Origin of the sequence: Roseateles chitinivorans (assembly GCF_050632235.1) — a bacterium.
GTDB lineage: Bacteria > Pseudomonadota > Gammaproteobacteria > Burkholderiales > Burkholderiaceae_C > Roseateles > Roseateles chitinivorans_A.
The window spans coordinates 2,557,543-2,578,815 of the sequence record NZ_CP192584.1 but is presented as its reverse complement, the minus strand read 5'-3'; the positions used below and the strand labels follow the sequence as shown (position 1 = coordinate 2,578,815).

Here is a 21,273-nt window from a genome sequence, read left to right as displayed (position 1 = left end):
CGCCGCGAGGCGACGTCATCATTTCTGGATCTGGTATTCGGGGCAGGCAAGCAGCAGCATCCAGCCGGCGCGGGAGCGGTTGATCTTGCCGTCGTCGGTGTTGGCCGCGATCGTCGTGACCGCGGCCGCGATCCGCTGCTGGGTCGCGTCGGAGATGCTGCCGCCGCCGAGCAGCAGCGCCTGTCGCGCCACCATCGCGCGCGCGTCGGTGGACAGCGCCATGTCGTCCGTCAGGTCCGGCTTCGCGTCGCCCTGCCCGGTCGTCAGCAGCGTCTGCATGAAGTTCAGGTAGCCGGTGACGGTCACCTCGTTGAGCAGCTGGAACTCCGGCGCGGTGACCCCGGCCGCGGTCATCGCCGAGTTCGGCGGCACGTACCCCGGCCGGTAGAAGTTGAAGACCGACGGACTGAAGAACGGGCTCTGACCCAGACGCGTCTCCGGATCGCTGGTGTCCGGGATGGTCCACTGGCCGGCCGACGTCAGCTTGATCGAACGCGCCACCTGGACGAATCGCAGCACCGGCTCGCGCAGCTTGCCGGAGCTGCTCACGCCGGCGTCGATGAGTCGCGCTTCCGGATCCATCAGCACGGCGCGCAGCACGGCCTTCAGGTCGCCGCGCACCCCTTGCCCGTTGTTGTTGAAGGCTTGCGCCACGCGCTGCACATAGGCGCCGCTCGGGTTCGAGCAGACGAAACGCTGGATCAACTGCCGGCCGAAGAACGGGCCGACGTTCGGATGGTTCGCCAGCGTGTCCAGTGCCTGACGCAACGCGGTAGGACCATCAACGCCGGCAGCAATGGTGTTGCCGAGCACGGTCTTCGCGCCGGTCGAGAAATTGGCCGCGCTGTTCACCATCGGCCGGCGCATGAAGGAGCCATCGGCGCCGGCGGCGTTCGCCGTGTCGAAGTCCCAGCCGGTGAAGGCGCGCGCCAACTGCGTGACCGCGGTCTGGTCGTAGGTCTCGATCGGGCGGCCGCCGGAGGTCTGGACGGAACCGTCCAGGTTCAGCTGCACGAGGCCGATCGTGAACAGCTGCATCACCTCGCGGGCGAAGTTCTCGTCGGGCTGACGGCCCTTGCCGTCCTCGTTCTTGCTGCCGCGCATCGCCAGGAAGGTGCCCATCGCCGGCGACAAGGCCACGGCTTCCAGCAGTCCGCGGAAGGTGCCGAAGGCGTTGTCCTCCAGCACGTCGGCATAGGCGGCCAGCATCATCGTGCGCCACGGCAGCGTCGCGCCGACGGCCGAGACGACGAAGATCTCCGACAGCGCCAGCACCATGCGCTGACGGAGCTGGTCCGGCGAGGTGATGAACTTGCACCACACGCTGTTGGGGAAGCCGTCGAAATTCGCGTTCTTCTTGGCGTCGGTGGCGTAGCCGTTGCGCGTCAGCCAGTCCCAGTGGGACTCGGTGCGCGGCGCGACGAACTGCAGGTCCAGCCAGGCGTTGTAGCCGACGGACTTCAGCGTGGCGATGTCGGCCTCGGTCGCGGCGAAGCCAGCCTGCGCCAGGAAGCGCGCGGCCTGGGCATCGCTGGGCAGTGGCAGCACGAGACTCGCGGCCGGGAGCGGCGACGGCGCCGGTGCGGCATCCGGGACTGGCGCGGGAGCAGGCGCCGGCGTGGGCGCGGGTCCCGGCGCAGGTGCGGGTGCGGGTGCGGGGCCCGGCGACGGCGCGGGTGCGGGCGAGCCGTCAGGCGTCGGTGCGGCGCCGGCCGGAGCGGCGGGCGAATCACCGCCGCCTCCTCCGCCACCACAGGCGCTGAGGGCCGCGGCGGCAGCCGTGGCGGCTGCGGAAGACCAGGGGAAACGGAACATGGTGGGGGTGCGTCGGTACTGCTGACGGCCGCGACTCTAGAGAGTCCCACCCCGGAAATCAGCATCCAATCCGCAACAGCGGAAAGGCCCGGAAACGCATCCGGTTACTGTGTCGTTCGACCTCGACAGTCGAGCGTTTGCCCCGTGATCATCGGCACCTCCGTCAATCGACCGGTATTTGTTCCGGCGCCGGCGTGAGGTCCGTGCGGGTTCTCACGATCTGACCCCCAGGCCAGGCCGGCGCGTTCGACACGCGCCCTCTTCACACCCTCCGCCGACGTCGCGCGATGTAATTGGCGGGGACAAACCCGCCAGTTCCGTCGATCGTCGGCGAGATGTTCGAAATCAGGCCGCGAAGAGCCCGAGGTCTTTCTGGTTGAAGTTCACGATGCCCGGCAGGATCCCCGGCAGGTCGGTCACCGGCACGCCCATCCACAACGCCAGCGTGGCGGCCAGCTGGTCGACCGAAGTGGTCGGCAGCAGGCGCCCCTGACCCACGTCGTCGGGGCCGCTGACGGCGACCGTCGGCGCCGTGCCGTAGAAGCGTCCGCCCTTCACCGCGCCGCCCATCACGAAGTGATGGCTGCCCCAGCCGTGGTCGGATCCGTCGCCGTTGGAACTCAGCGTGCGGCCGAAGTCGGAGGCGGTGAAGGTCGTGACGTTCTGGGCGACGCCGAGCTCGACGAGCGCCGCGTCGAAACTGGCCATCGCGCTGCCGACGTTGCCCAGCAGCACCGGCTGCTGCGACATCAGGTTGTCGTGCAGGTCGAAGCCGCCGATCGAGACGAAGTACACCTGCCGCTTCACCCCCAGCGAGGCGCGGGCGCCGATCAGGCGCGCCACGGTCTGCAGCTGCTGGGCCAGGTTGTTGCCGTTGGTCTCGAACGGCGTCTGCAGCGTGGAGGTGGACAGCGCGGTGGTGATGGTGCCCTGCGCATTGACCGAACGCGCGGTGACGCGGTTCAGTTCCTGCTCCATCCAGTGCTGGCGCTCACCGGTGATCATGCCGCGCAGCGCTTCCGCGCAGGCGGCGGAGCCGAACAGCGAGCGGTTCGCGCCGTTGATGGCGACGGCGCCGCCGCTGCTCATCTGGTACTGCACCGCCTGGCCGCCCGACATGAACACGGCGTTGCCGGACACGTTGATGCAGCTGAAGGTCGCGTTGCCGTTGCTGGCCAGGAACTGGTCGGCGACGCGCCCGCCCCAGCCCGAGGTCGCACCCTCGGGCCGCGACGACTGCCAGAGGCTGGACTGGTCGTTGTGCGAGAACAGCTTGGGCGGCAACGGCACGTTGCCGGCCTTGTACTGCGCCAGCGTCGTCGGCTGCATCAGCGGGCCGATGTTGAGCATCACCGCGAGCCGGCCCGCGTCGAAGACCGGCTTGAGCCGGTTCATCGTCGGCGCGAGCGCCAGCTGCCGGCTGTCGGGCAGCGCGAGGGACGGCGTCAGCGCCGTGGCGGCGAGCTGGTCGCGCGGGATCGCCAGCGCCTGGCGGATGTTCGCGTACGACTGGTAGTTCGCCGTGTCGTACGGGATCACGGTGTTGCCGTAGTCGTTGCCGCCGTACATGAACAGGCAGACGATGGCCTTGTAGTCGTTCGGCGCGGCGGCCGCGGCGGCCTCGCCGATGGCGGCCAGCTGCAGCGCCCAGGGGGCGGCGGTGCCGGCGATGGACACCGCCGAGGCGCGCTTGAGGAATTCGCGACGGCGCAGCGCGGGAAGCTTCGAGATGTGGGTCATGGTCGGCACTCCGCTCGGCTGTTTATTTCTGGACCTGGTATTCGGGCGCCGCCAGCACCATCAGCCAGGAGGCCTTGACGCGGTTCAGCTTGTTCGTGTCGGTGTCGACCTTGATCGTGGCGACGGCGGTGGCGATCGTCGTGATCGTGGCCTCCGAGATATCGCCGCCGCCCATCAGCAGCGCCTGGCGACGAACCAGCGCGGGCGCGTCGGCGACCAGCGCGAGATCGGCGGTGTAATCGGGCTTCATGTCGCCGACGCCGTTGCCGATCAGGCCCTGCATGTAGTTCAGGTAGCCGGCGACGGTGCTCTCGTTGCAGAGCTGGAACTCGGGCGCGGTCACGTTGTTGGTGCCGAGCTGCGAGTTGGGCGGCACATAGCCGGGCCGGAAGAAGTTGAAGACCGAGCCGCTGCGCATCGGGCTCTGCCCCAGGCGCGAGGAAGGATTGCTGGTATCGCCGATGGCCCAGAGGTCGCCCGGCGAGCTCAGGCCCACGGTGCGCGCCCACTGGATCATGCGCTGCACGGGCTCGCGCAGCTTGCCGGAGCCGGGCGCGGTCGAGCGCGTGCGGGCCTCGGTGTCGAGCAGGATTGCCTTGATCACGGCGCGCATGTCACCGCGCACGCCCTTGCCGTTGTTGTCGAAGACGGCGGCGACGCGCTGCACGTAGGCTGGGCTGGGGTTCGAGGCCACCAGGCGCTGGATCAGCTGCCGGCCGATGAACGGGCCGACGTTGGGATGCGCGGCCAGCGTGTCCAGCGCGACCTTCATCGCGGCGGCACCGTCGGCCGTGGCGGGGACGACGGCGTCCAGCACCTTCTTCTCGCCGGTGGAGAAGCGCGAGGCGTTCTGACGCATCGGGCGCTTCATGTAGCTGAAGTCGAGGCCGTCCACATCGGAGGAGTCGACGTCGAAGTCCCAGCCGGTGAACACGCGTGCCAGGTCGGTGATCTGCTGCAGCGTGTAGGTGTCGACGGTCTTGCCGCCGACCATCTTGGGGGTGCCGTCGGCGTTGAGCTGGTTCAGGCCGATCGTGAACAGCTGCATCACCTCGCGGGCGTAGTTCTCGTCGGGCTGGCGTCCGCTCTTGAGGTCTTCCTTGCGGTTGCCGCGCATGGCCAGGTAGACGCCCATCGCCGGGGACAGCGTCACGCCCTCGATCAGCGCACGGAAGCTGCCGAAGCAACGCTCCTCGAGCATGTCGACGTAGCCGGCAGTCGCGAACTGCGGCCACGCGATCGGCAGGCCGTTCATCGAGACGACGAAGATCTCCGACAGGGCCAGGACCACGCGCTGGCGCAGCTGGTCGGGCGAGGAGATCAGCTTGCGCCACAGCGTCGCGTCGACGCCGTCCAGGCTGTACCGGTTGGCCTCGCCGCCCCGGCCCTTGTCCACGAGCCAGTCGTAATGGCTCTTGGTGCGGGGGGCGTCGAACTGCTGATCCAGCCATCGTGAGAAGCCGCCCTCCTTGACGCTGGCCAGGTCCGCCGCGCTCGCGGCGAAACCGGCCTGGCCGAGGAAACGTGCCGCCTCGGGCTCGGTCGTGGGAACGCTGTTCTGGGGATTGCTGTCCGGGCCGGCGGACGCATCGTCGCTGCCTCCACCGCCCCCGCAGGCCGCGAGCAGCGCCGCTGCGGCGGCCGCCGCCAGGGCTGCGGGCGTACCGATGGCGGTGGCGTCACCGACGACGCGGTCGTCATCGGGTTGTGCAGTCGGAGCGAAGGGGGTCAGGGCAGCAGCGGTCATCTCGGCATCGGCTCGTAGCAGCGGATGCGGGATGGTGGCGAGGGGCGGCGTTCAATACACCGTCATTCGTACAACTTGTGAAAGGCGTGGCAACAGGCTGTTGCGGCGTGACTTATTCACGCACCGAACTTGTCCGGCTCGGATAAGCGCGAGAAACGAAGCGGAAATAAATCGCCCGCGCGTGGCACGCGGGGTGCCCGGGATCTTCTTGCTCCCTCTCCCGCTTGCGGGAGAGGGCGGGGTTGAGGGCCCCACACTCGCTCGCTGCCCGTGGGCCTGGGGAGTACGAGTGGCAGGTCTTGCCACCCGTGGGGCCAGGTCTTGCTCAGAGCAGCGTGACGCCGGTCTTGCTCTGCACGAACTCGCGGGTCACTTCCGGAGCGAGTTCGACCAGCTTCAGGCCTTCCGGCGTCACGTCCATCACCGCCAGGTCCGTGATGATGCGGTTGACCACACCGACACCGGTCAGCGGCAAGGTGCAGGACGGGATGATCTTCAGGTCCTCGGTGCCATCCTTCTTGCGGGCGACGTGCTCCATCAGGACGATGACGCGCTTGACGCCGGCGACCAGGTCCATCGCGCCGCCCATCCCCTTCACCATCTTGCCGGGGATCATCCAATTCGCGAGGTCACCGCGCTCGCTGACCTGCATCGCTCCCAGGATGCTGAGGTTGATCTTGCCGCCGCGGATCATCGCGAAGCTGTCATGGCTGCCGAAGATCGAGGAGCCGGGAATCGTGGTCACCGTCTGCTTGCCGGCGTTGATCAGGTCCGCGTCGACCTCGTCATCGGTCGGGAACGGGCCGATGCCGAGCATGCCGTTCTCGCTCTGCAGCCACACTTCCTTGTCGGCCGGCACGAAGTTGGCCACCAGCGTCGGAATGCCGATGCCGAGGTTCACATAGAAGCCGTCTTCCAGTTCCTGCGCGGCGCGTGCCGCCATCTGGTCTTGGGTCCAGGGCATGTCTTCTCTCCTCAGGCAGCGGGGCGGATGGTGCGCTTCTCGATGCGCTTCTCGGGATTCGGGTTGTGCACGATGCGGTGCACGTAGATCCCGGGCAGATGGATGCTGTCGGGATCGAGCTCGCCGACCTCGACGACCTGCTCCACCTCCACCACCGTGACCTTGCCGGCCATCGCGCAGGCCGGATTGAAGTTGCGCGCCGTGCGCCGGAAGATCAGGTTGCCGCTCTTGTCGGCGATGTGCGCCTTGACCAGCGCGACGTCCGGATTGAGCGCGCGCTCCATCACGTACTGATGACCGTCGAACTCGCGGAGTTCCTTGCCCTCGGCCACCAGCGTGCCGACGCCGGTGCGCGTGAAGAAGGCCGGGATGCCGGCGCCGCCGGCGCGCAGCTTCTCGGCCAGCGTGCCCTGCGGCGTGAACTCGAGTTCGAGTTCGCCCGCCAGGTACTGGCGCTCGAACTCCTTGTTCTCGCCGACGTAGCTGGAGATCATCTTCTTGATCTGTCGCGTCTCGAGCAGCTGGCCCAGGCCGAAGCCGTCCACGCCCGCGTTGTTGCTGATGACGGTCAGGCCCTTGGCGCCGCTGTCCCGCAGCGCCGCGATCAGCGCCTCCGGGATGCCGCACAGGCCGAAGCCGCCGACCGCCAGCAACTGGCCGTCCGCCACGATGCCGTCCAACGCCGCCTGGGCGCTGGGGAAAAGCTTGTTCATCCGATGTCTCCTGCTTGCCGTTGAATCACGGGTTTCCAGAACTTGGTCGGCCAATCTACTACGTAAGGCATTACGTAAGCGGTACGTAGAATTGATTAACTGCGCCCGTGCAGCCATCCCGCCACCGCGCCGCCGTGCCACCCGAAGGAAGCCCGATGACCCTGCCCCCGGACGCCCGGTCCCCGGACGCGATGTCTCTCGACGACCTGCGCGCGCAGATCCCGAAGATCTTCGCGCCCTGGATCGTCGCACTCGGCCTGGATCCCGTCCATGCGGAAGACGGCCTGCTGCGATTGACGATGCCGGTCGCGGCGGACCTGGTCCATGTCGGCGGCGTGATGTGCGGGCAGGCCTCGATGGCCGCGGCCGACACGGCGATGGTCCTGCTGATGATGCGCGAGCTGGGCGAGTTCCGCCCGATGACGACCGTCCAGCTGCAATCGACCTTCCTGCGCCCGGTGTCGGGGACACGCTGCACGATCGAGGCACGCCTGCTGCGACGCGGCAAGAACCTGGCGTTCGGGCAGATCGACCTGTTCGACGAACAGGGCCGGCTCGCGGTGCAGTCGACAACGACCTACGCGTTGCTGTGACCCGCCCATGAGCCTCGACTACCGCATCGCCTTCGACCAGGCCCCGATCGGGCTGGTGATTTCCGAGCACCGCCTGATCAAGGACTGCAACCGGCTGGTGCTGGAGATCTTCGGCGCGGAGCGCGAGCAGCTGATCGGCCACAGCTTCGCGCTGCTGTATCCGAGCCCCGTCGAGTTCGAGCGCACCGGCGAGCGCATCGTCGCCAGCCTCGATGCCGCCGGCTATTACGCCGACGAGCGCGTGATGAAGCGTGTCGGCGGCACGCGCGCCGGCGAGCTGTTCTGGTGCCACGTGTCCGGCCGCGCGCTGGACCCGTCGCAACCGCATGCGAGCGGCATCTGGAGCTTCGAGGACCTGTCCGCGACGCGCCAGCTCAAGGCCGACCTGACACCGCGCGAGCGCGAGATCGCCGCGCTCCTCATCGAAGGTCTCACCAGCAAGCTGATCGGCCGCAAGCTCGGCGTCAGTCCGCGCACGGTCGATGTGTACCGCGCACGGCTGATGAAGAAGTACGGTGCGGCGAGCACGCCGGACCTTGTCCACCGTCTGCTCGTGTCATGAGTTTTGTTGCGTGATGTATTCCCGGGCGAGACTCGACGTGGTCGGGAAATCACCTGGAATGCCCCCTTGGCAACATCGCGGAAACCTCGTTGCAAGCGCTCACAAGATGACCGGGAACCCCGATTCCCATTGCGTTCGCGCAAGACGTGACCCCGGATAGGCGATTTCATCGATGATTTGCGGGGCAACCCGGGGACGCGCAGGTGATTTCTCACGCACAATACGCGCCGTCCGGCGTTAGTCGGGCCCTAACCGCAGAGTCAAACGAATGAACAAGACCGAACTGATCGAACACCTGGCTTCCAAGCACGAACTGACCAAGGCCGAAGCTGGCCGCATCCTGGAAACGCTGCTGGACGCGGTGGTGTCCACGGTGAAGAAGGGTGGCGCTGTTTCCATCCCTGGCTTCGGTGCCTTCAAGCAACACGCCCGTGCCGCCCGCACCGGCGTGAACCCGAGCACCGGCGACAAGATCAAGATCGCCGCCGCCAAGCTGCCGAAGTTCACCCCGGGCGCCGGCTTCAAGGCCGCCGTGGACCCGAAGGCTGCCGCTCGCAAGGCTGCCGCCAAGCCGGCCAAGGCCCCCAAGGCCGCTGCCGCCAAGCCCGCCAAGAAGGCCGCCAAGAAGTAATCCACTTCTGGCGCACGCCGATCGCCAGGGTCGCTTCCGCGATCCCGGCGGTCCCGAACAAACCCGGCTCCTGCCGGGTTTGTTTTTTTGCTTCTACAGTTCCGACATGTCCGCCCCCGCGCCCACCGCCGCGCCCGACGCCGCGTCCCCGCCGACGCCCGCCCCTGCGCCCACCCCGCGTGTGCTGTCGCTCATCCCCCCGATGACGCAGCTCAACACGCCCTACCCGTCGACCGCCTACCTGACGGGGTTCCTGCGCTCGCGCGGATTCCAGGCGGCGCAACGCGATCTGGCGCTGGCGCTGGTGCTCAAGCTGTTCTCCCGCGACGGCCTGAAGCGCGTGCGCGAGGCCGTGCACGCGATCCCGCTGCCGGACCGCGGCATCGCCTCGCGCCATTTCGACGAATCCTTCGACCGCTACTTCGCCACGATCGCACCGGCGATCGCCTTCCTGCAGGGACGCGACCCGACGCTGGCACACCGCATCAACACGCGGACCTTCCTGCCCGAGGGCGCGCGCTTCCAGACGCTGGAGGTCTACGTCGCCGAGGACGGCGAGGATCCGCTGGCCTGGGCCTTCGGCGCGCTGGGCCTGCAGGACCGCGCGCGGCACCTGGCGACGCTGTACCTGAACGACCTGGCCGACGTGCTGCGCGAATCGGTCGATCCGCGCTTCGAGTTCGTCCGCTACGCCGAGCAGCTGGCGACCAGCCAACCGACTTTCGATCCGCTGCACGACGCGCTGAACGCGCCGGCCAACCTCGTCGACGACCTGCTGCGCGAGCTGACGCTCGCCGCGATCGACGCGGAGCGTCCCGACGTGGTGCTGCTGTCGGCGCCCTTCCCCGGCGCGGTCTACGCGGCACTGCGGATCGGCCAGACGATCAAGCGCGAGCGGCCGCACATCAAGATCCTGTTCGGCGGCGGCTTCGTCAACACCGAGCTGCGCGAGCTCAACGAGCCGCGCCTGTTCGACTACGTCGACTTCGTGTCGCTGGACGCGGGCGAGCGGCCGCTGCTGGCGCTGCTGGAGCACATCGCCGGCAAGCGCAGCCGGCAGCGGCTGGTGCGCTGCTTCATCCGCGAGGAAGAGGGCGAGCCACGGGGCCAGGTCCGCTACATCAACTTCGTCGAGCCGGACGTCCCCTTCGAGGACGTCGGCACGCCGACCTGGGACGGCCTGCCGCTGCACGACTACCTGTCGCTGCTGGACATGCTGAACCCGATGAACCGGCTGTGGAGCGACGGCCGCTGGAACAAGCTGACCATCGCGCACGGCTGCTACTGGAAGAAGTGCAGCTTCTGCGACATCACGCTGGACTACATCTCGCGCTACGAGGCCGCGTCGGCGAAGACGCTGGTGGACCGCATCGAGGCGATCGTCGCGGAGACGGGCCAGACCGGCTTCCACTTCGTCGATGAGGCGGCACCGCCCAAGGTGCTGAAGGCGCTGGCGCAGGAGCTGATCGACCGCGGCGTCTCCATCAGCTGGTGGGGCAACGTGCGCTTCGAGAAGACCTTCACCCCCGAGCTCTGCCAGTTGCTCGCCGACAGCGGCTGCATCGCGATCAGCGGCGGGCTCGAGGTCGCGTCGGATCGCCTGTTGAAGCTGATGCAGAAGGGCGTCTCCGTCGAGCAGGTAGCGCGCGTGACGCGGGCGTTCACCGAATCCGGCATCCTCGTCCATGCCTACCTGATGTACGGCTTCCCGACGCAGACGGTGCAGGACACCGTCGACGCGCTGGAATACGTACGACAGCTGTTCGAGAACGGCTGCATCCAGAGCGGCTTCTTCCACCGTTTCGCGTGCACGGTGCACTCGCCGGTGGGACAGGACCCGAAAGCCTTCGGCGTCGAACTGCTGCCGCTGCCGCCCTCGCCGTTCGCGAAGAACGACGTCGGGTTCGTGGACCCGACAGGCACGGACCACGATGCCATGGGCGATGCGCTCAAGAAAGCGCTCTACAACTTCATGCACGGCATCGGCGTGGAGCAGGACGTGCGGCGCTGGTTCAGCGTGCGGGTGCCGAAACCGAAGGTGTCCAAGCAGTTCATCGCGGAAGCGCTGGACGCTTGAGGTTGCCTTCATCCGGGAGGATGAGCGCGGGCTCTCCACGGTGCATGGGGCCTCCCTCCGGGAACCCCAAGCACCATTCCGGCCCCACCGTCACTCGTTGACTTCGGGCCCGCTGACCTCGAGAGGCCGCTGGCCCTCACCCCTGCCCTCTCCCGCAAGCGGGAGAGGGACTAAGAAGGGCGCCTCGCGCGAGGGGACGTGGTGTAGAAAGTAAGCCGGTCGCACTCCCTCTCCCGCTTGCGGGAGAGGGCGGGAGTGAGGGACAGCGGCCGTGGCCTAGCGCAGACCCGCCGGCGCGATCATCGTCGCGGCCGGCACCGCGTTCGTCGTCGGGCTCGCCCCCGGATCAGGCAGCCGCACCGGCCGGATATCCAGCCGCACATCGAGCAGCGTCACGTCCTTCCCGTCGCCGTCGACATCGATCCATCCCTGCGTGTCCGCACCGCGGTAGAGCCGGAAGACGAAGCCCGTGCGATCGCGATCGCCCTTGGCATCGGGCCGGATGCGCGCCGCCATCGCACGGACCTCGGCGGCCGGCGAGCTCAGCAGTTCGGTCATCGCCTGGACGATGCGGTTGTCGCCGAGGATGTCCGGCTGGAAGCTGTCCACCGGTCCGCGCGACGCGCCTCCCCGCCGTGCGTCGAGGCCAGGACCGGCACCGGCGCGCCGGCCGCGGTCTTCCTCGGCGCCGGCATCGTGACGCCGGAGCGCAGGTCGTGGCGGTCGCCGTTGTCGAGGTAGCTGATCCGCGCGCCGCGCACGTTGAACATGCCCAGCGAGGCGTCGCTGCGCGCATCGCGCAGGTCGACGAACAGCGCACCGCGTCCGCCGATGACATCGATCCGATCGCCATGCACGACGGCGGCGCTGTTCTCCTCGACGCCCAGCCCGAAGCGGTAGCCCTTGGCCATCATCAGCGGCAGCATGCGGCCGATGCGCCCGCGCTTCAGGAAGTGCTGATCGACGAAAAGCTCGTCGCCGACGAAGCCCAGGCCGCGGTCGATCTCGTGGCCTTCACGCAGCGTGCCGCGCATGACTTCCATGACGTTGAGCGCGTCGCGGAACATCACCCGGCTCATGATGGCCGCGCCCGCGCTGGTGCCGGCGACGACACCGCCGCCCCGGTAGACATCCCAGATGGCATCGAGCATCGCGGTGCGCCGCCCGTCGGGCTGCAACGTGTCGACGATGAAGCCCTGTGCGCCACCGGAGAAGAAGACCGCGTTGGACGCGCGCACCTTGGCGATCAGCTCGGGATCGTTGAGGTTCTTCTGCAGGTCGGCGCCTTCGAGGCGCGGCGCGACCGGGATGTGCTCGGCCTGCGCGCCATGCTTCTTGAGCACGTCGATGATGAGCTTGGCGGAGAGCTCCGGATTGGCCGCGGCCGTGGCGAGCACCGCGAAGCGTGCCTTGCCGGGCCCGCCGGCCTCCTGGACGATGCGTTCCCAGACGGGATCGTTGTCCATGCGCAAGGCGCCGCCGATGACGATGGCGGTCTGGGCCGAGACGGCGCCGGAACCGAGCATCGCCGCCACGGCGAGCAGCGCGCGCATCCGGATCGAGATCAGGCGGTAGGCATCCATGCCGCCTATCTTGCATATCGCGTGCCAGAAGTGAAGCAGGGTCTGCCTTCAACCTGGGGATGCGAATGGGGAATACGGCGCGCCCTCCCCTGAAAGCGACCGGATGTACGGGGCGGACACCGCACGGTAGACAAGGCCAGGAGTGTCCGAGCGCGTCCCTTCCATGTGGGATGACGCCCGGCCCTCGGGTTTCCATACTCGGCCACGGCCCGGTCGGGACCGAGGAGACACGCGATGACGACGAAGATGTACTCGAACGAGGACCTGAGACAGGGCCGGACCGACTTCAACCAGTTCGTGCCGGTGATCGCGCACGGCGACTCGTGGGGCTCGTTCGGCTCATTGCCGACCTGGCTGACGGGAAGCCTGTTCAACGCGCTGGACTTCGGCAAGGACGTCGGCATCGTCAACTACGCCATGCCCGGCCAGTTGCTGCGGGACCTGCCGGACCCGAAGAAGTTCTCCAAGTTCAATCAGGCGATGACGGCGAGGGGCGCGCCCCAATGGCGCGCGCTGATGATCTCGGGCGGCGGCAACGACCTGATCGACTGGATCCGCCGCAGCCCCGGCTTCGATCTCTCGCAGCGGATCCTGCGCCGGCAGGACGAGTGGCAGGACCCGAGCCAGGGCGTGGCGCGCTACCTGTCGCAGTCCGGCTGGACCAACCTCTGCGACGAGCTGATGGACGCCTACGTGAAGCTGGACGCGCTGCGCGACGGCAACTTCGCCGGCATGGTCATCATCACGCATGTCTACGACTACATGACGCCCCGCTTCGCGCCGGTGATCGGCGGCGGGTCGAACGCCTGGATGGCGCCGGCGTTCGAGATGGCCGGGATTCCGAAGGGAGACTGGACCGCGGTGGCCCACGTGCTGGTGGACTGGTTCCACGACTTCCTCGATCACCAGGTGAAGGCGCGCATCGGCGGTTTCCTCGTGCTGGACACGCGCGGCGGCAGCAGGCCCGCGGCGCCGGGCACGACCGGCGTCAGCAATGACTGGGCGAACGAGATCCACCTGACGGCGCAGGGCTACAGGACCCTCGCCGGCGCGAAGTGCAACGCCACCTTGACAGCCCTGGCCGCGACCTGGACCACCGGGGAGATCGCGGATGCCGGCACATCGCCCGCGGCGGCGGCACTGCGCGCGCTGGAAGCGGCCCTGCGTGTGTCAGAGCGTCCGACTCCAAAGCTCGCGAAGGCGTCGAAGAAGGCAACGGAGCAGGCTCCCGAGAAAGCGCCAAAGAAGGCGCTGAAGAAGGCGTCCGCCACGCGCGCAAAGCAGGGGAAGCCGGCGAGGAAGGCCTCCCTCAAATGACTTGGACCCCGAGCCCGGCGACGAGCTCCGCCGCCTGGTCGGCCGAGATGATGCTGCCCTTGAAGTGCTGCAGCAGGTCCCCGACCTGGAGCGAACCCAGCTTCGCCCGGCGCAGGTCGGCGCGGGCGAAGCGCGCGTTCTTGAGGCTGGCGTCGGACAGGTCGCAATCGACCAGGACGGCCTCGGTGAAGTCGCACCCCGACAGGTCGGCGCCGGAGAGGTTCAGCCCCACCACGGTCTGCTTGCGGAACGACAGCCCGCGCAGGTCGGCATTGACCGCGAGGCTCTCGCGGAGGGTCAGTCCCAGCGTCTGCGCCTCCGTGAACTTCGCGCCGGTCAGCTTGACCTCGGCGAAGGTGGCGCCGGACAGCCTGGCACGCCGCCAGTTGGTGTTGCTCAAGTCGCATCCGTCGAACTTGGCGTCCGTCAGGTCGGACAGCTCGAACGCCGAGCCGGCCGCGCGGCAGCGCCACCAGCTGGTTCCCGTCAGCGTGGCCCGGGCAAGGCTTGCACCAACGAAGGTGCAGCTCCGGAAGGTGGCGCCGCGCAGTTCGATGCCTTCGAGGTCTTCCCCGTCGAATGAGCAATGCTCGAACACGAGGGGACCATCGGCCTGGGCTTGAAGCTGCGCCAGCAGCGCCCGGTCGAGCGACTGGTGGACGACGGCGGAGGAATCGGCAAAGAGAGGGAGCGACATCACGACGGAGACAGCGGACGAGGCGCCACTCTAGTCCGCCTGCGGTCCGGATCGGTGGATGCCCTTCCGCGATCGCAAGGCCTTTCGTCCGTCACGTTGACGGCGCGGGCCAGCTGTGAACAAACCGTTCACGACACCCAAGGGAAGCAAGGCATGCAAGGCACACCGGTGCGGACAGACACGTGACGCCCCATCACGAGCAAACACGAGCGATTACGAGCGATCACGGGTGCTCACGCGGTGCCGTCGCGACCCTTGCGCTGCTTCCGCCGCGCCTTGCGCACGCGGTAGATGAGCAGCGGCACGAAAACCGCCAGGCCGACGACGAGCATGGAGACGGCGCTGCCGCCCTGGCCACCGGGACGCGTCAGCCCACGCAGGGCGCCCATCAGTTGCCCGAAGCCGAACGTGATGAGCCAGATGAAGAAGAGTGTGACCAGCGCGGAGAGCGCGAGGCCGAAAAGAGTGCGTTTCATGGAGACCGTGATGCTACGCGGTCCGACATGCCCTTCCCGCACGTCCTTCCGATCCGGCCCAGGCGATCCGCCCTATCCGATGCGTTTGGCGGGGAAGCTCAGACGCCGTTCGAGCGCGCGATCAATCGCTGGAATGCGTCGGTGACCACGTCGTCGCTCAGGGCGAGCAGGTTGTCGCCGACGTAGATCTCCGACACGGCCCGGCCCGGAGAGCCCGTCTCGCGCGCCGCGTTGAACAGCCAGAGACCGTCGCTGTCGGCGATCGCGTTCCGGGCCGCCACCAGGCGCTGCACATCGCCGTCCATGTGAACGTGGAACATGTTGGCATGCGGCGCGGCGGGATTGATCCGGAGGCCTGCCACCTTGCCCAGGGCCTCGACCACCCGGACCGTGCGTTCGAAGAGTGTTGGCATCAACGCCAGGCGTTCGTCCAGGCGGCAGGCCGCGGACGCCGCGAGCGGCGCCAGCTGATAGATCGTCCCGCCCATGCGCCGCCGCCACACGCGCGCCTCGGCCATGGCGCGCGACTCGCCCGCGAGCAGCGCGCCGGAGAATCCGCCGAGCCCCTTGTAGGTCGAGACGTAGACGGTGTCGACGCCGGCCACGATCTCGGCGTAGCTCTTGCCGTACCAGGCGGCGGCTTCCCACAGACGCGCGCCGTCGAGGTGAAGTCGCGTGCCGCTGGCGGCCGCCCAGTCCTTGATCGCCGCCAGTTCGTCCCAGGGGGGCGACTGGCCGCCGATCACGCGGGCGGGAAGCTCAAGCACCACGGCGGCCAAGGCTTCCGCAGGCTGCGCCAGATCACCCCGGGTCAACGTCCGATGCGGCTGTCCGAGGACCGTCGCGTGCAGGTTCATCACGTGCGAGAAGGCCTGCTCCTCCTCCGTCGCCAGATGGCAGGTCGCATGCATGCCGAAACGCGGCAGATGCTTCTCGTCCGCATGCAGGCGCAAGGCGATCAGCTGTGCCATCACGCCGCTGGGCATGAAGACGGCCGCCGGTTTTCCCAGGAGCCCGGCGACGCGCTGCTCCAGCAGCTCGACGGCACCGCCTTCGCCATAGACGTCGGCGGACACCTCGTTGGCCCTCGCCCAGGCGGCGACGGTCTCCAGGTCCTCGGCGAAGGACCGGGGCGCAAAGCCTGACACCCAGCGGGTGCAGCGCTGCTTCAGGGCTTGGGTCTCAGAGGGCGTCATCGCTGGCTCGCTCGCGGTCATCGGAGAGCGATTGCAACACGGGCGGCACCGGGTCCGGCAGTGTCACTTCGGATACCCGACGTAGAACTCGCTGGCGATCTTCCACTGACCGCCCACCTTCAGCAGGTGGAGCACCTTCCAGCCCTTGCCGCTGTACGGCTCCTGCTGCAGGGCGGTCTCGTAGTCGAGCGAGACCTGCGCCAGCAGGCCGACCTGTTCGATCTTGATGTTGGAGTGCCGCTGCTTGTAGCGGTTCGCAGAACCGAAGAGGGCCTGCTTGAAGCCTTGATAGTTCTGCACGCTCGCCAAGCCGGCGGACGCGCCGAAGTCCTTCGAGACGCCGGAGAACGGGATGTTCAGGTCCAGCAGCAGCGACTCGAACCGCTTGGCATCGCCCTCGTTCACGCTGCTGGTGTACTGCGCGAGCAGTTGATGGATGAGGGTCTGGTCTTCGGGCGAAGGGGCGTTCACGGTGGCGTCCTTGAAGGGCTGTGTCGACGCCACGGCGGTCCTGTCGGCCGGCGCGGCGCGGACCGCGACCGGCAGGCTGGTCGATGCAAGGCACGCGGCGATCAGGCACAGCGAGCCCCAGGGCTTGTTCAATCCGGGCATGGGTCTTCCAGTGGTGGCGAGGGCGCCGTCGCCATGAGTCCCATCGGCTCCCTGGAAACGGCACGCTGCCAGTGTCATGACCCGGTCGCCCCCGGACAAGACAGCCCACCGCAAAGCAGCCATGCGCGCGGCGCAACGAGGCACGGTCTCCGCGCCTCGCCCGCCCTTCCCGACACGCGGCGCGCCGCATCGCGCGCCGCGTCGCTCACAGCTTCGTGCCGCCGCTCGCGTCCAGGATCTGCCCGGTGGTCCAGGCACCGTCCGGACCTGCCAGGAAAGCGACCACACCGGCGATGAAAGCCGGCTTGCCCACGCCCGGCAACGCCTGCACCTGCGCCAGCGTCTCCTTGCCGCCCGGCTCGTTGATCCAGGCGCCCATGCGGGTCTCGATGGCGCCGGGCGCGACGACGTTGACCGTGATGTTGCGCGGGCCGAGTTCAGCCGCGAGTTGCAGGCTCAACGCGTCCACGAAGCCCTTGGTCGCCGAGTAGGCCGTGATGCCCGGGAAGGCGATGCGCGTCGCCGCCGTGCCGATGTTGATGACGCGGCCGCCGTCGGGCATGACCGGCACCACGCCCTTCGTGACCTGGAACAGGCTGCGCATGTTGACGCTGACCAGGCGCTCGAAGTCCTCGACGCTGGTGTCGACCAGCCCGGCGAAGACGGCGATGCCGGCGTTGTTGACCAGGATGTCGATGCGCGGCAGTCCCAGCGCCGTCACGCGTGCGACCAGCTGCTGTCCGCCGTCGATGGCGGACAGGTCCGACTGCACCACATGCGCGGTGCCGCCAGCGGCACGCACGGCCGCGGCCACCGCTTCCACCTCGTCGCGGCCGCTGCCATAGTGCAGCACCACCTCCGCGCCGTCGGCGGCGAGACGCTGCGCGATGGCGGCGCCGATGCCGCGCGACGCGCCGGTGACCAGGGCGATTTTTCCAACCAGGGATTTGCTCATCATCAGCTCCAAATAGACCAATCGGTCAAAATAGGGGAAAGAAAGGCCGCTCGTGCGGCCGGTGGGGAAATCAGGAACGGCTCCGCTGTGCCTCGGAGGAGGCATCAGCACGACATCGGGAAGATCGAGGGCGAGGGGACGGTCAGCTCATGTCGAGCACCGACAGCGCGAGTGCCACGGAGCGCTGCATCTGCTCCCGGCTGCGCCCCGCCTGCGCAGAAACACGGAGCCCGCCGGTCAGCGCGATCAGCAGATCGGCGAGTTCCGCCGAGGGCGTCGGGCTGACGATGGATCCGTCGCGCTGCCCGCGTTCGACCGCGCTTCGCAGCAACTCATGCGTAGCCTGCCAGCGGCTCGTCAGCTCCCAGGCGAGCGGCGCGTCCGACAGCCCTTCCAGCAGGCCGCTGGTGACGATGCAATGCCTGTCGACGGGGTTCTCGCTGCTGCAGCTCAACACCATCGCGTCGTAGTACACCTCGATGGCCGCCCGCCCTGTCTCCGCCGCCTGCACGGCGGCAACGGTGTGGGCGGCGCGCTGCGCCGCGCAGTCGATCGCCTGCAGGTACATGGCCTGCTTGTCGCCGAAGGTGTTGTACAGGCTCTGCTTGCCCAGGCCGGTCGCCTCCTGCAGCAGCGCCAGACTCGTGCTCGCATAGCCGTGCGTGGCGAAGACGTCGGTCAGACGCTCCAGGACTTCGGGCTCGGAAAAGCGGCGTTCGCGTGGCATGGGACGGATCCTACGGCGTATTGGACCGATCGGTCAATGTCCGCATTTTCCGTCCGGTCTCTGCCACGCGGCGCCTCCGCGAACGTCCTCCGTAGAGGATGACGAAGGAACCGTCCCGGCCCCGCCCCTCACGCCTTCGACAGGTCCGTGTCCTTCAGCGGCAATTGCCGGATCCGCTTGCCGGTGGCCGCGAACACCGCGTTCAGCACCGCCGGTGCGGCCACCGCGATCGTGGGTTCGCCGACGCCGCCCCAGAAGCCGCCCGACGGCATGACGATCACTTCCACCGCGGGCATGTCGTACAGGCGCATGACGCCGTAGGTGTCGAAGTTGGTCTCGGCGATGGCGCCGTCCTTCACCGTGTTGCCGCCGAAGAGTGCGGCGCCCAGCCCGTACACGAAGGAGCCCGCCACCTGCGCTTCCACCTGCTGCGGATTGACGACGTGGCCGGGGTCGGTCGCCGCGACGATGCGCAGCACGCGCAGTTGCCCGTCCTTGACGGACACCTCGGCGACGGCCGCCGTGTAGCTGCCGAAGCCCATGTATTGGGCGATGCCGCGGAACACGCCCTTCGCCGCGGGCTTCGTCCATCCCGCGCGATCAGCCACGGCCTGCAGCACCGCGAGGTGCTTGGGCCGCTTGGCCATGTGCAACTTGCGGAACTCGAAGGGGTCCTTGCCGGCGGCATGCGCGAGCTCGTCGATGAAGCACTCGCTATAGATCGCGTTCTGGTTGGTGTTCACGCCGCGCCAGTAGCCCGGCCGCACATGCGGGTTGCGCATCGCATGGTCGATCAGCAGATGCGGCACCTCGTAGCCGAAGTGCCCTTCCGGCGAGTCCGCCAGCAGCCCCTGGAACACGGTCGCATCGCCGTTGGCGGTGATCGCCTTCGGGTTGACGAAGGAGGTGATCGACTGACCCGCGATGCGCATGTGCAGCGCGCCGATGCGGCCCTGGGCATCGAGCGTCGCGCGCAGGCGGCACTGCGTGACGGGGTGGAAGCGGCCCTGGCGCATGTCCTCCTCGCGCGTCCACATCATCTTGACCGGCACGCCCGGCCGTTGCCTGGCGATGCGCACCGCCATCGCGAGGTAGTCCGTCGCGAGGCGGCGCCCGAAGCTGCCGCCGATGCGCATCGGGTGGACTTCGCAGGCGGTGATGTCGAGTCCCGCGGCGTCGGCGACCGTCGCGAGCGCCGCTTCCGCGAGCTGCGTCGGCGCCCAGACGTCGCAGCGCTGGGCGGTCCATTGCACGGTCGCGGACAAGGGCTCCATCGGCGCGTGGTTCTGGAACGGCGTGCCGTAGTCGGCCTCGATCAAGCGGGAAGCGCCCTGCAACTGCGCCTTCGCATCGCCCTGGCGATTGCCGACGAAAGGCGTGTCGCCCTGCAGGCCCTCGCTGATCAGCGCGGCGATGGACGCGCTGCTGACCGACGCATTCGGTCCCTTGTCCCAGACGATGGGCAAGGCGTCGAGCGCGCGCTTGGCCTGCCAGAAGCGATCGGCCAGCACGGCGACGGTCGCCTCATCGACCTTGATCACATCACGCACGCCCGGCATCTTGAGCACGGCCTGCTTGTCGAAGCTCACCAGCGTGCCGCCGTGGACCGGGCAGGCCTTGGGCAGCGCGACGATCATCCCGGGCAGGTGCAGGTCCATGCCGTAGACCAGCGAGCCGTTGAGCTTGTCGGCGGTGTCGAGCCGCTTCAGCGGTTTGCCGGCGATGCGCCACTGCGACGGGTCCTTGAGGGCGACGTCCTCCGGAATCGGCAGCTTGTTGGCAGCCGCGGCGACGGCGCCGAAGGTGGTCTGGCGCTTGGAGGCCGCATGGCGAATGGTGCCGCTGTCCACGCTGCATTCAGTGACCGGGACGGCCCACTGCTGGGCGGCCGCGCTGACCAGCATCGAGCGCGCGGCCGCGCCGGCCTTGCGCACGTAGTCCTGCGAGCCGCGGATGCCGCGCGAGCCGCCCGTGCCCATGTCGCGCCACACGCGGGCCCGGGCGCGATTGGCACCCGGCTTCACCAGCTCGAAGCGGACGTTGGACCAGTCGCACTCGAGCTCCTCGGCCACCAGCTGCGCCAGCCCGGTCAAGGTGCCCTGCCCCATCTCCGCGCGGGCGATGCGGATGACGACGGACTCATCGGGATGGATCAGCAGCCAGGCCGTCACTTCGCCGGCCGGGGCCGCGCCCGGCGACGCTGCCTGCGCCGGCGGCTGCGCTTGCGCCACCGCGCCGGTCACGGGCAAGGTGAACTCGAGGGCGAAGCCACCCGCCGCGAGGCCCGTCGCCTTCAGGAAATGGCGTCGTGTCGCGCCCGTCGCGGCAGCACCCATCGCGGCAGCGCCCGTGTCTGCGGCACTCTTGGTGGCGGCACTCTTGGTGGCGGCACTCATCGCTGTGCTCCCGCACCGCGCAGGCGTTGGGCGGCCAGCTTCGTCGCGGCCAGCACCCGCGGGTAGGTTCCGCAGCGGCAGATGTTGGTGATGCCCGTGCGGATGTCCTCATCGCTGGGATCGGGCGTCTGGGCGATCAGGGCGGCGGCGGCCATGATCATCCCGGGCTGACAGTAGCCGCATTGCGCGACATCGAGTTCGGCCCAGGCCTCCTGCACGACCTTGAGCCGTGTCTGCCCCAGTCCCTCGATCGTCACGATCTTCGCGGTGGCCGGTACCGCGCTGGCCGGCATCACGCACGAGCGCAGCGCCGCGCCGTCCAGGTGCACCGTGCAGGCGCCGCACTGCGCGACACCGCAGCCGTACTTCGTGCCGGTGAGCTGCAGCTCTTCGCGCAGCACCCACAGCAGCGGCGTGTCGCCGTCGACGTCCGCGCGCAGTTGCCGGTCGTTGACGTTCAACTCGGTCATGG

20 protein-coding genes are annotated in these 21,273 nt (G+C 68.4%); 5 read left to right on the top strand and 15 right to left on the bottom strand.

The window, feature by feature from the left end; genetic code table 11:
• Positions 1-18: 18 nt before the first annotated feature.
• From ACQ859_RS11700 to ACQ859_RS11680, 5 genes are all read right to left on the bottom strand, one after another.
• On the bottom strand, positions 19-1,548 hold the full coding sequence (locus ACQ859_RS11700; RefSeq protein ID WP_431265925.1) for a DUF1800 domain-containing protein: 1,530 nt from the start codon (positions 1,546-1,548) through the stop codon (positions 19-21).
• A 612-nt stretch (positions 1,549-2,160) separates the two neighbouring features.
• Positions 2,161-3,555, bottom strand: coding sequence for a DUF1501 domain-containing protein (locus ACQ859_RS11695; protein ID WP_431265924.1), 1,395 nt, complete (start codon positions 3,553-3,555; stop codon positions 2,161-2,163).
• Between the two features lie 22 nt (positions 3,556-3,577).
• Positions 3,578-5,302 carry a DUF1800 domain-containing protein gene (locus ACQ859_RS11690; RefSeq protein WP_431265923.1) on the bottom strand — a complete coding sequence of 575 codons (1,725 nt, stop codon included), beginning with the start codon at positions 5,300-5,302 and terminating at the stop codon, positions 3,578-3,580.
• 325 nt (positions 5,303-5,627) lie between these two features.
• Positions 5,628-6,266, bottom strand: coding sequence for a CoA transferase subunit B (locus ACQ859_RS11685; RefSeq protein ID WP_431265922.1), 639 nt, complete (start codon positions 6,264-6,266; stop codon positions 5,628-5,630).
• Positions 6,267-6,277: 11 nt separating this feature from the next.
• On the bottom strand, positions 6,278-6,979 hold the full coding sequence (locus ACQ859_RS11680) for a CoA transferase subunit A (protein WP_431265921.1): 702 nt from the start codon (positions 6,977-6,979) through the stop codon (positions 6,278-6,280).
• A 155-nt stretch (positions 6,980-7,134) separates the two neighbouring features.
• Between ACQ859_RS11680 and ACQ859_RS11675 the strand changes: the two genes are divergently transcribed.
• The 4 genes from ACQ859_RS11675 (at position 7,135) to ACQ859_RS11660 (ending at position 10,842) form a co-directional block, all read left to right on the top strand.
• On the top strand, positions 7,135-7,572 hold the full coding sequence (locus ACQ859_RS11675) for a PaaI family thioesterase (RefSeq protein ID WP_431265920.1): 438 nt from the start codon (positions 7,135-7,137) through the stop codon (positions 7,570-7,572).
• 7 nt (positions 7,573-7,579) lie between these two features.
• Positions 7,580-8,134 (top strand): LuxR C-terminal-related transcriptional regulator, encoded by a 555-nt coding sequence (locus ACQ859_RS11670; RefSeq protein WP_431265919.1) that lies wholly within the window; start codon positions 7,580-7,582, stop codon positions 8,132-8,134.
• A gap of 268 nt (positions 8,135-8,402) precedes the next feature.
• Positions 8,403-8,765, top strand: a complete 363-nt coding sequence (locus ACQ859_RS11665) for an HU family DNA-binding protein (protein WP_067269564.1) — start codon at positions 8,403-8,405, stop codon at positions 8,763-8,765.
• A gap of 202 nt (positions 8,766-8,967) precedes the next feature.
• Positions 8,968-10,842, top strand: coding sequence for a B12-binding domain-containing radical SAM protein (locus ACQ859_RS11660; RefSeq protein ID WP_431266517.1), 1,875 nt, complete (start codon positions 8,968-8,970; stop codon positions 10,840-10,842).
• 276 nt (positions 10,843-11,118) lie between these two features.
• Here the strand turns inward: ACQ859_RS11660 and ACQ859_RS11655 are convergent, their stop codons facing one another.
• Positions 11,119-11,451, bottom strand: coding sequence for a hypothetical protein (locus tag ACQ859_RS11655; RefSeq protein ID WP_431265918.1), 333 nt, complete (start codon positions 11,449-11,451; stop codon positions 11,119-11,121).
• A complete protein-coding gene (locus tag ACQ859_RS11650) occupies positions 11,397-12,425 on the bottom strand; it encodes a cyanophycinase (RefSeq protein WP_431265917.1) in 1,029 nt (342 codons plus the stop codon). The genes ACQ859_RS11655 and ACQ859_RS11650 overlap by 55 nt, the downstream gene beginning before the upstream one ends.
• Positions 12,426-12,659: 234 nt before the next feature.
• Between ACQ859_RS11650 and ACQ859_RS11645 the strand changes: the two genes are divergently transcribed.
• Positions 12,660-13,742, top strand: coding sequence for a hypothetical protein (locus ACQ859_RS11645; protein ID WP_431265916.1), 1,083 nt, complete (start codon positions 12,660-12,662; stop codon positions 13,740-13,742).
• Here the strand turns inward: ACQ859_RS11645 and ACQ859_RS11640 are convergent.
• The 8 genes from ACQ859_RS11640 to ACQ859_RS11605 form a co-directional block, all read right to left on the bottom strand.
• Positions 13,735-14,439, bottom strand: coding sequence for a pentapeptide repeat-containing protein (locus ACQ859_RS11640; RefSeq protein ID WP_431265915.1), 705 nt, complete (start codon positions 14,437-14,439; stop codon positions 13,735-13,737). The genes ACQ859_RS11645 and ACQ859_RS11640 overlap by 8 nt on opposite strands.
• A gap of 233 nt (positions 14,440-14,672) precedes the next feature.
• Positions 14,673-14,915, bottom strand: coding sequence for a hypothetical protein (locus ACQ859_RS11635; RefSeq protein WP_431265914.1), 243 nt, complete (start codon positions 14,913-14,915; stop codon positions 14,673-14,675).
• A 98-nt stretch (positions 14,916-15,013) separates the two neighbouring features.
• Positions 15,014-16,111, bottom strand: coding sequence for a threonine aldolase family protein (locus tag ACQ859_RS11630; RefSeq protein ID WP_431265913.1), 1,098 nt, complete (start codon positions 16,109-16,111; stop codon positions 15,014-15,016).
• 63 nt (positions 16,112-16,174) lie between these two features.
• Positions 16,175-16,723 (bottom strand): nuclear transport factor 2 family protein, encoded by a 549-nt coding sequence (locus ACQ859_RS11625; RefSeq protein WP_431265912.1) that lies wholly within the window; start codon positions 16,721-16,723, stop codon positions 16,175-16,177.
• Positions 16,724-16,928: 205 nt separating this feature from the next.
• On the bottom strand, positions 16,929-17,678 hold the full coding sequence (locus tag ACQ859_RS11620; RefSeq protein WP_431265911.1) for an SDR family NAD(P)-dependent oxidoreductase: 750 nt from the start codon (positions 17,676-17,678) through the stop codon (positions 16,929-16,931).
• A gap of 142 nt (positions 17,679-17,820) precedes the next feature.
• The gene (locus ACQ859_RS11615; protein ID WP_431265910.1) at positions 17,821-18,405 is read right to left on the bottom strand and encodes a TetR/AcrR family transcriptional regulator; all 585 of its coding nucleotides are present in this window, start codon (positions 18,403-18,405) and stop codon (positions 17,821-17,823) included.
• A 128-nt stretch (positions 18,406-18,533) separates the two neighbouring features.
• Positions 18,534-20,801, bottom strand: coding sequence for a molybdopterin cofactor-binding domain-containing protein (locus ACQ859_RS11610; protein ID WP_431265909.1), 2,268 nt, complete (start codon positions 20,799-20,801; stop codon positions 18,534-18,536).
• Positions 20,798-21,271, bottom strand: a complete 474-nt coding sequence (locus tag ACQ859_RS11605) for a (2Fe-2S)-binding protein (protein WP_431266516.1) — start codon at positions 21,269-21,271, stop codon at positions 20,798-20,800. The genes ACQ859_RS11610 and ACQ859_RS11605 overlap by 4 nt, the downstream gene beginning before the upstream one ends.
• Between the last annotated feature and the right edge of the window lie 2 nt (positions 21,272-21,273).

Coding starts and splice junctions, on each gene's coding strand:
- ACQ859_RS11695 (WP_431265924.1), bottom strand. CDS start 3,555: ATGACCCACATCTCGAAGCTTCCCGCGCTGCGCCGTCGCGAATTCCTC.
- ACQ859_RS11690 (WP_431265923.1), bottom strand. CDS start 5,302: ATGACCGCTGCTGCCCTGACCCCCTTCGCTCCGACTGCACAACCCGAT.
- ACQ859_RS11685 (WP_431265922.1), bottom strand. CDS start 6,266: ATGCCCTGGACCCAAGACCAGATGGCGGCACGCGCCGCGCAGGAACTG.
- ACQ859_RS11680 (WP_431265921.1), bottom strand. CDS start 6,979: ATGAACAAGCTTTTCCCCAGCGCCCAGGCGGCGTTGGACGGCATCGTG.
- ACQ859_RS11675 (WP_431265920.1), top strand. CDS start 7,135: ATGACCCTGCCCCCGGACGCCCGGTCCCCGGACGCGATGTCTCTCGAC.
- ACQ859_RS11670 (WP_431265919.1), top strand. CDS start 7,580: ATGAGCCTCGACTACCGCATCGCCTTCGACCAGGCCCCGATCGGGCTG.
- ACQ859_RS11665 (WP_067269564.1), top strand. CDS start 8,403: ATGAACAAGACCGAACTGATCGAACACCTGGCTTCCAAGCACGAACTG.
- ACQ859_RS11660 (WP_431266517.1), top strand. CDS start 8,968: ATGACGCAGCTCAACACGCCCTACCCGTCGACCGCCTACCTGACGGGG.
- ACQ859_RS11650 (WP_431265917.1), bottom strand. CDS start 12,425: ATGGATGCCTACCGCCTGATCTCGATCCGGATGCGCGCGCTGCTCGCC.
- ACQ859_RS11645 (WP_431265916.1), top strand. CDS start 12,660: ATGACGACGAAGATGTACTCGAACGAGGACCTGAGACAGGGCCGGACC.
- ACQ859_RS11640 (WP_431265915.1), bottom strand. CDS start 14,439: ATGTCGCTCCCTCTCTTTGCCGATTCCTCCGCCGTCGTCCACCAGTCG.
- ACQ859_RS11635 (WP_431265914.1), bottom strand. CDS start 14,915: ATGAAACGCACTCTTTTCGGCCTCGCGCTCTCCGCGCTGGTCACACTC.
- ACQ859_RS11630 (WP_431265913.1), bottom strand. CDS start 16,111: ATGACGCCCTCTGAGACCCAAGCCCTGAAGCAGCGCTGCACCCGCTGG.
- ACQ859_RS11625 (WP_431265912.1), bottom strand. CDS start 16,723: ATGCCCGGATTGAACAAGCCCTGGGGCTCGCTGTGCCTGATCGCCGCG.
- ACQ859_RS11620 (WP_431265911.1), bottom strand. CDS start 17,678: ATGAGCAAATCCCTGGTTGGAAAAATCGCCCTGGTCACCGGCGCGTCG.
- ACQ859_RS11615 (WP_431265910.1), bottom strand. CDS start 18,405: ATGCCACGCGAACGCCGCTTTTCCGAGCCCGAAGTCCTGGAGCGTCTG.
- ACQ859_RS11610 (WP_431265909.1), bottom strand. CDS start 20,801: ATGAGTGCCGCCACCAAGAGTGCCGCCACCAAGAGTGCCGCAGACACG.
- ACQ859_RS11605 (WP_431266516.1), bottom strand. CDS start 21,271: ATGACCGAGTTGAACGTCAACGACCGGCAACTGCGCGCGGACGTCGAC.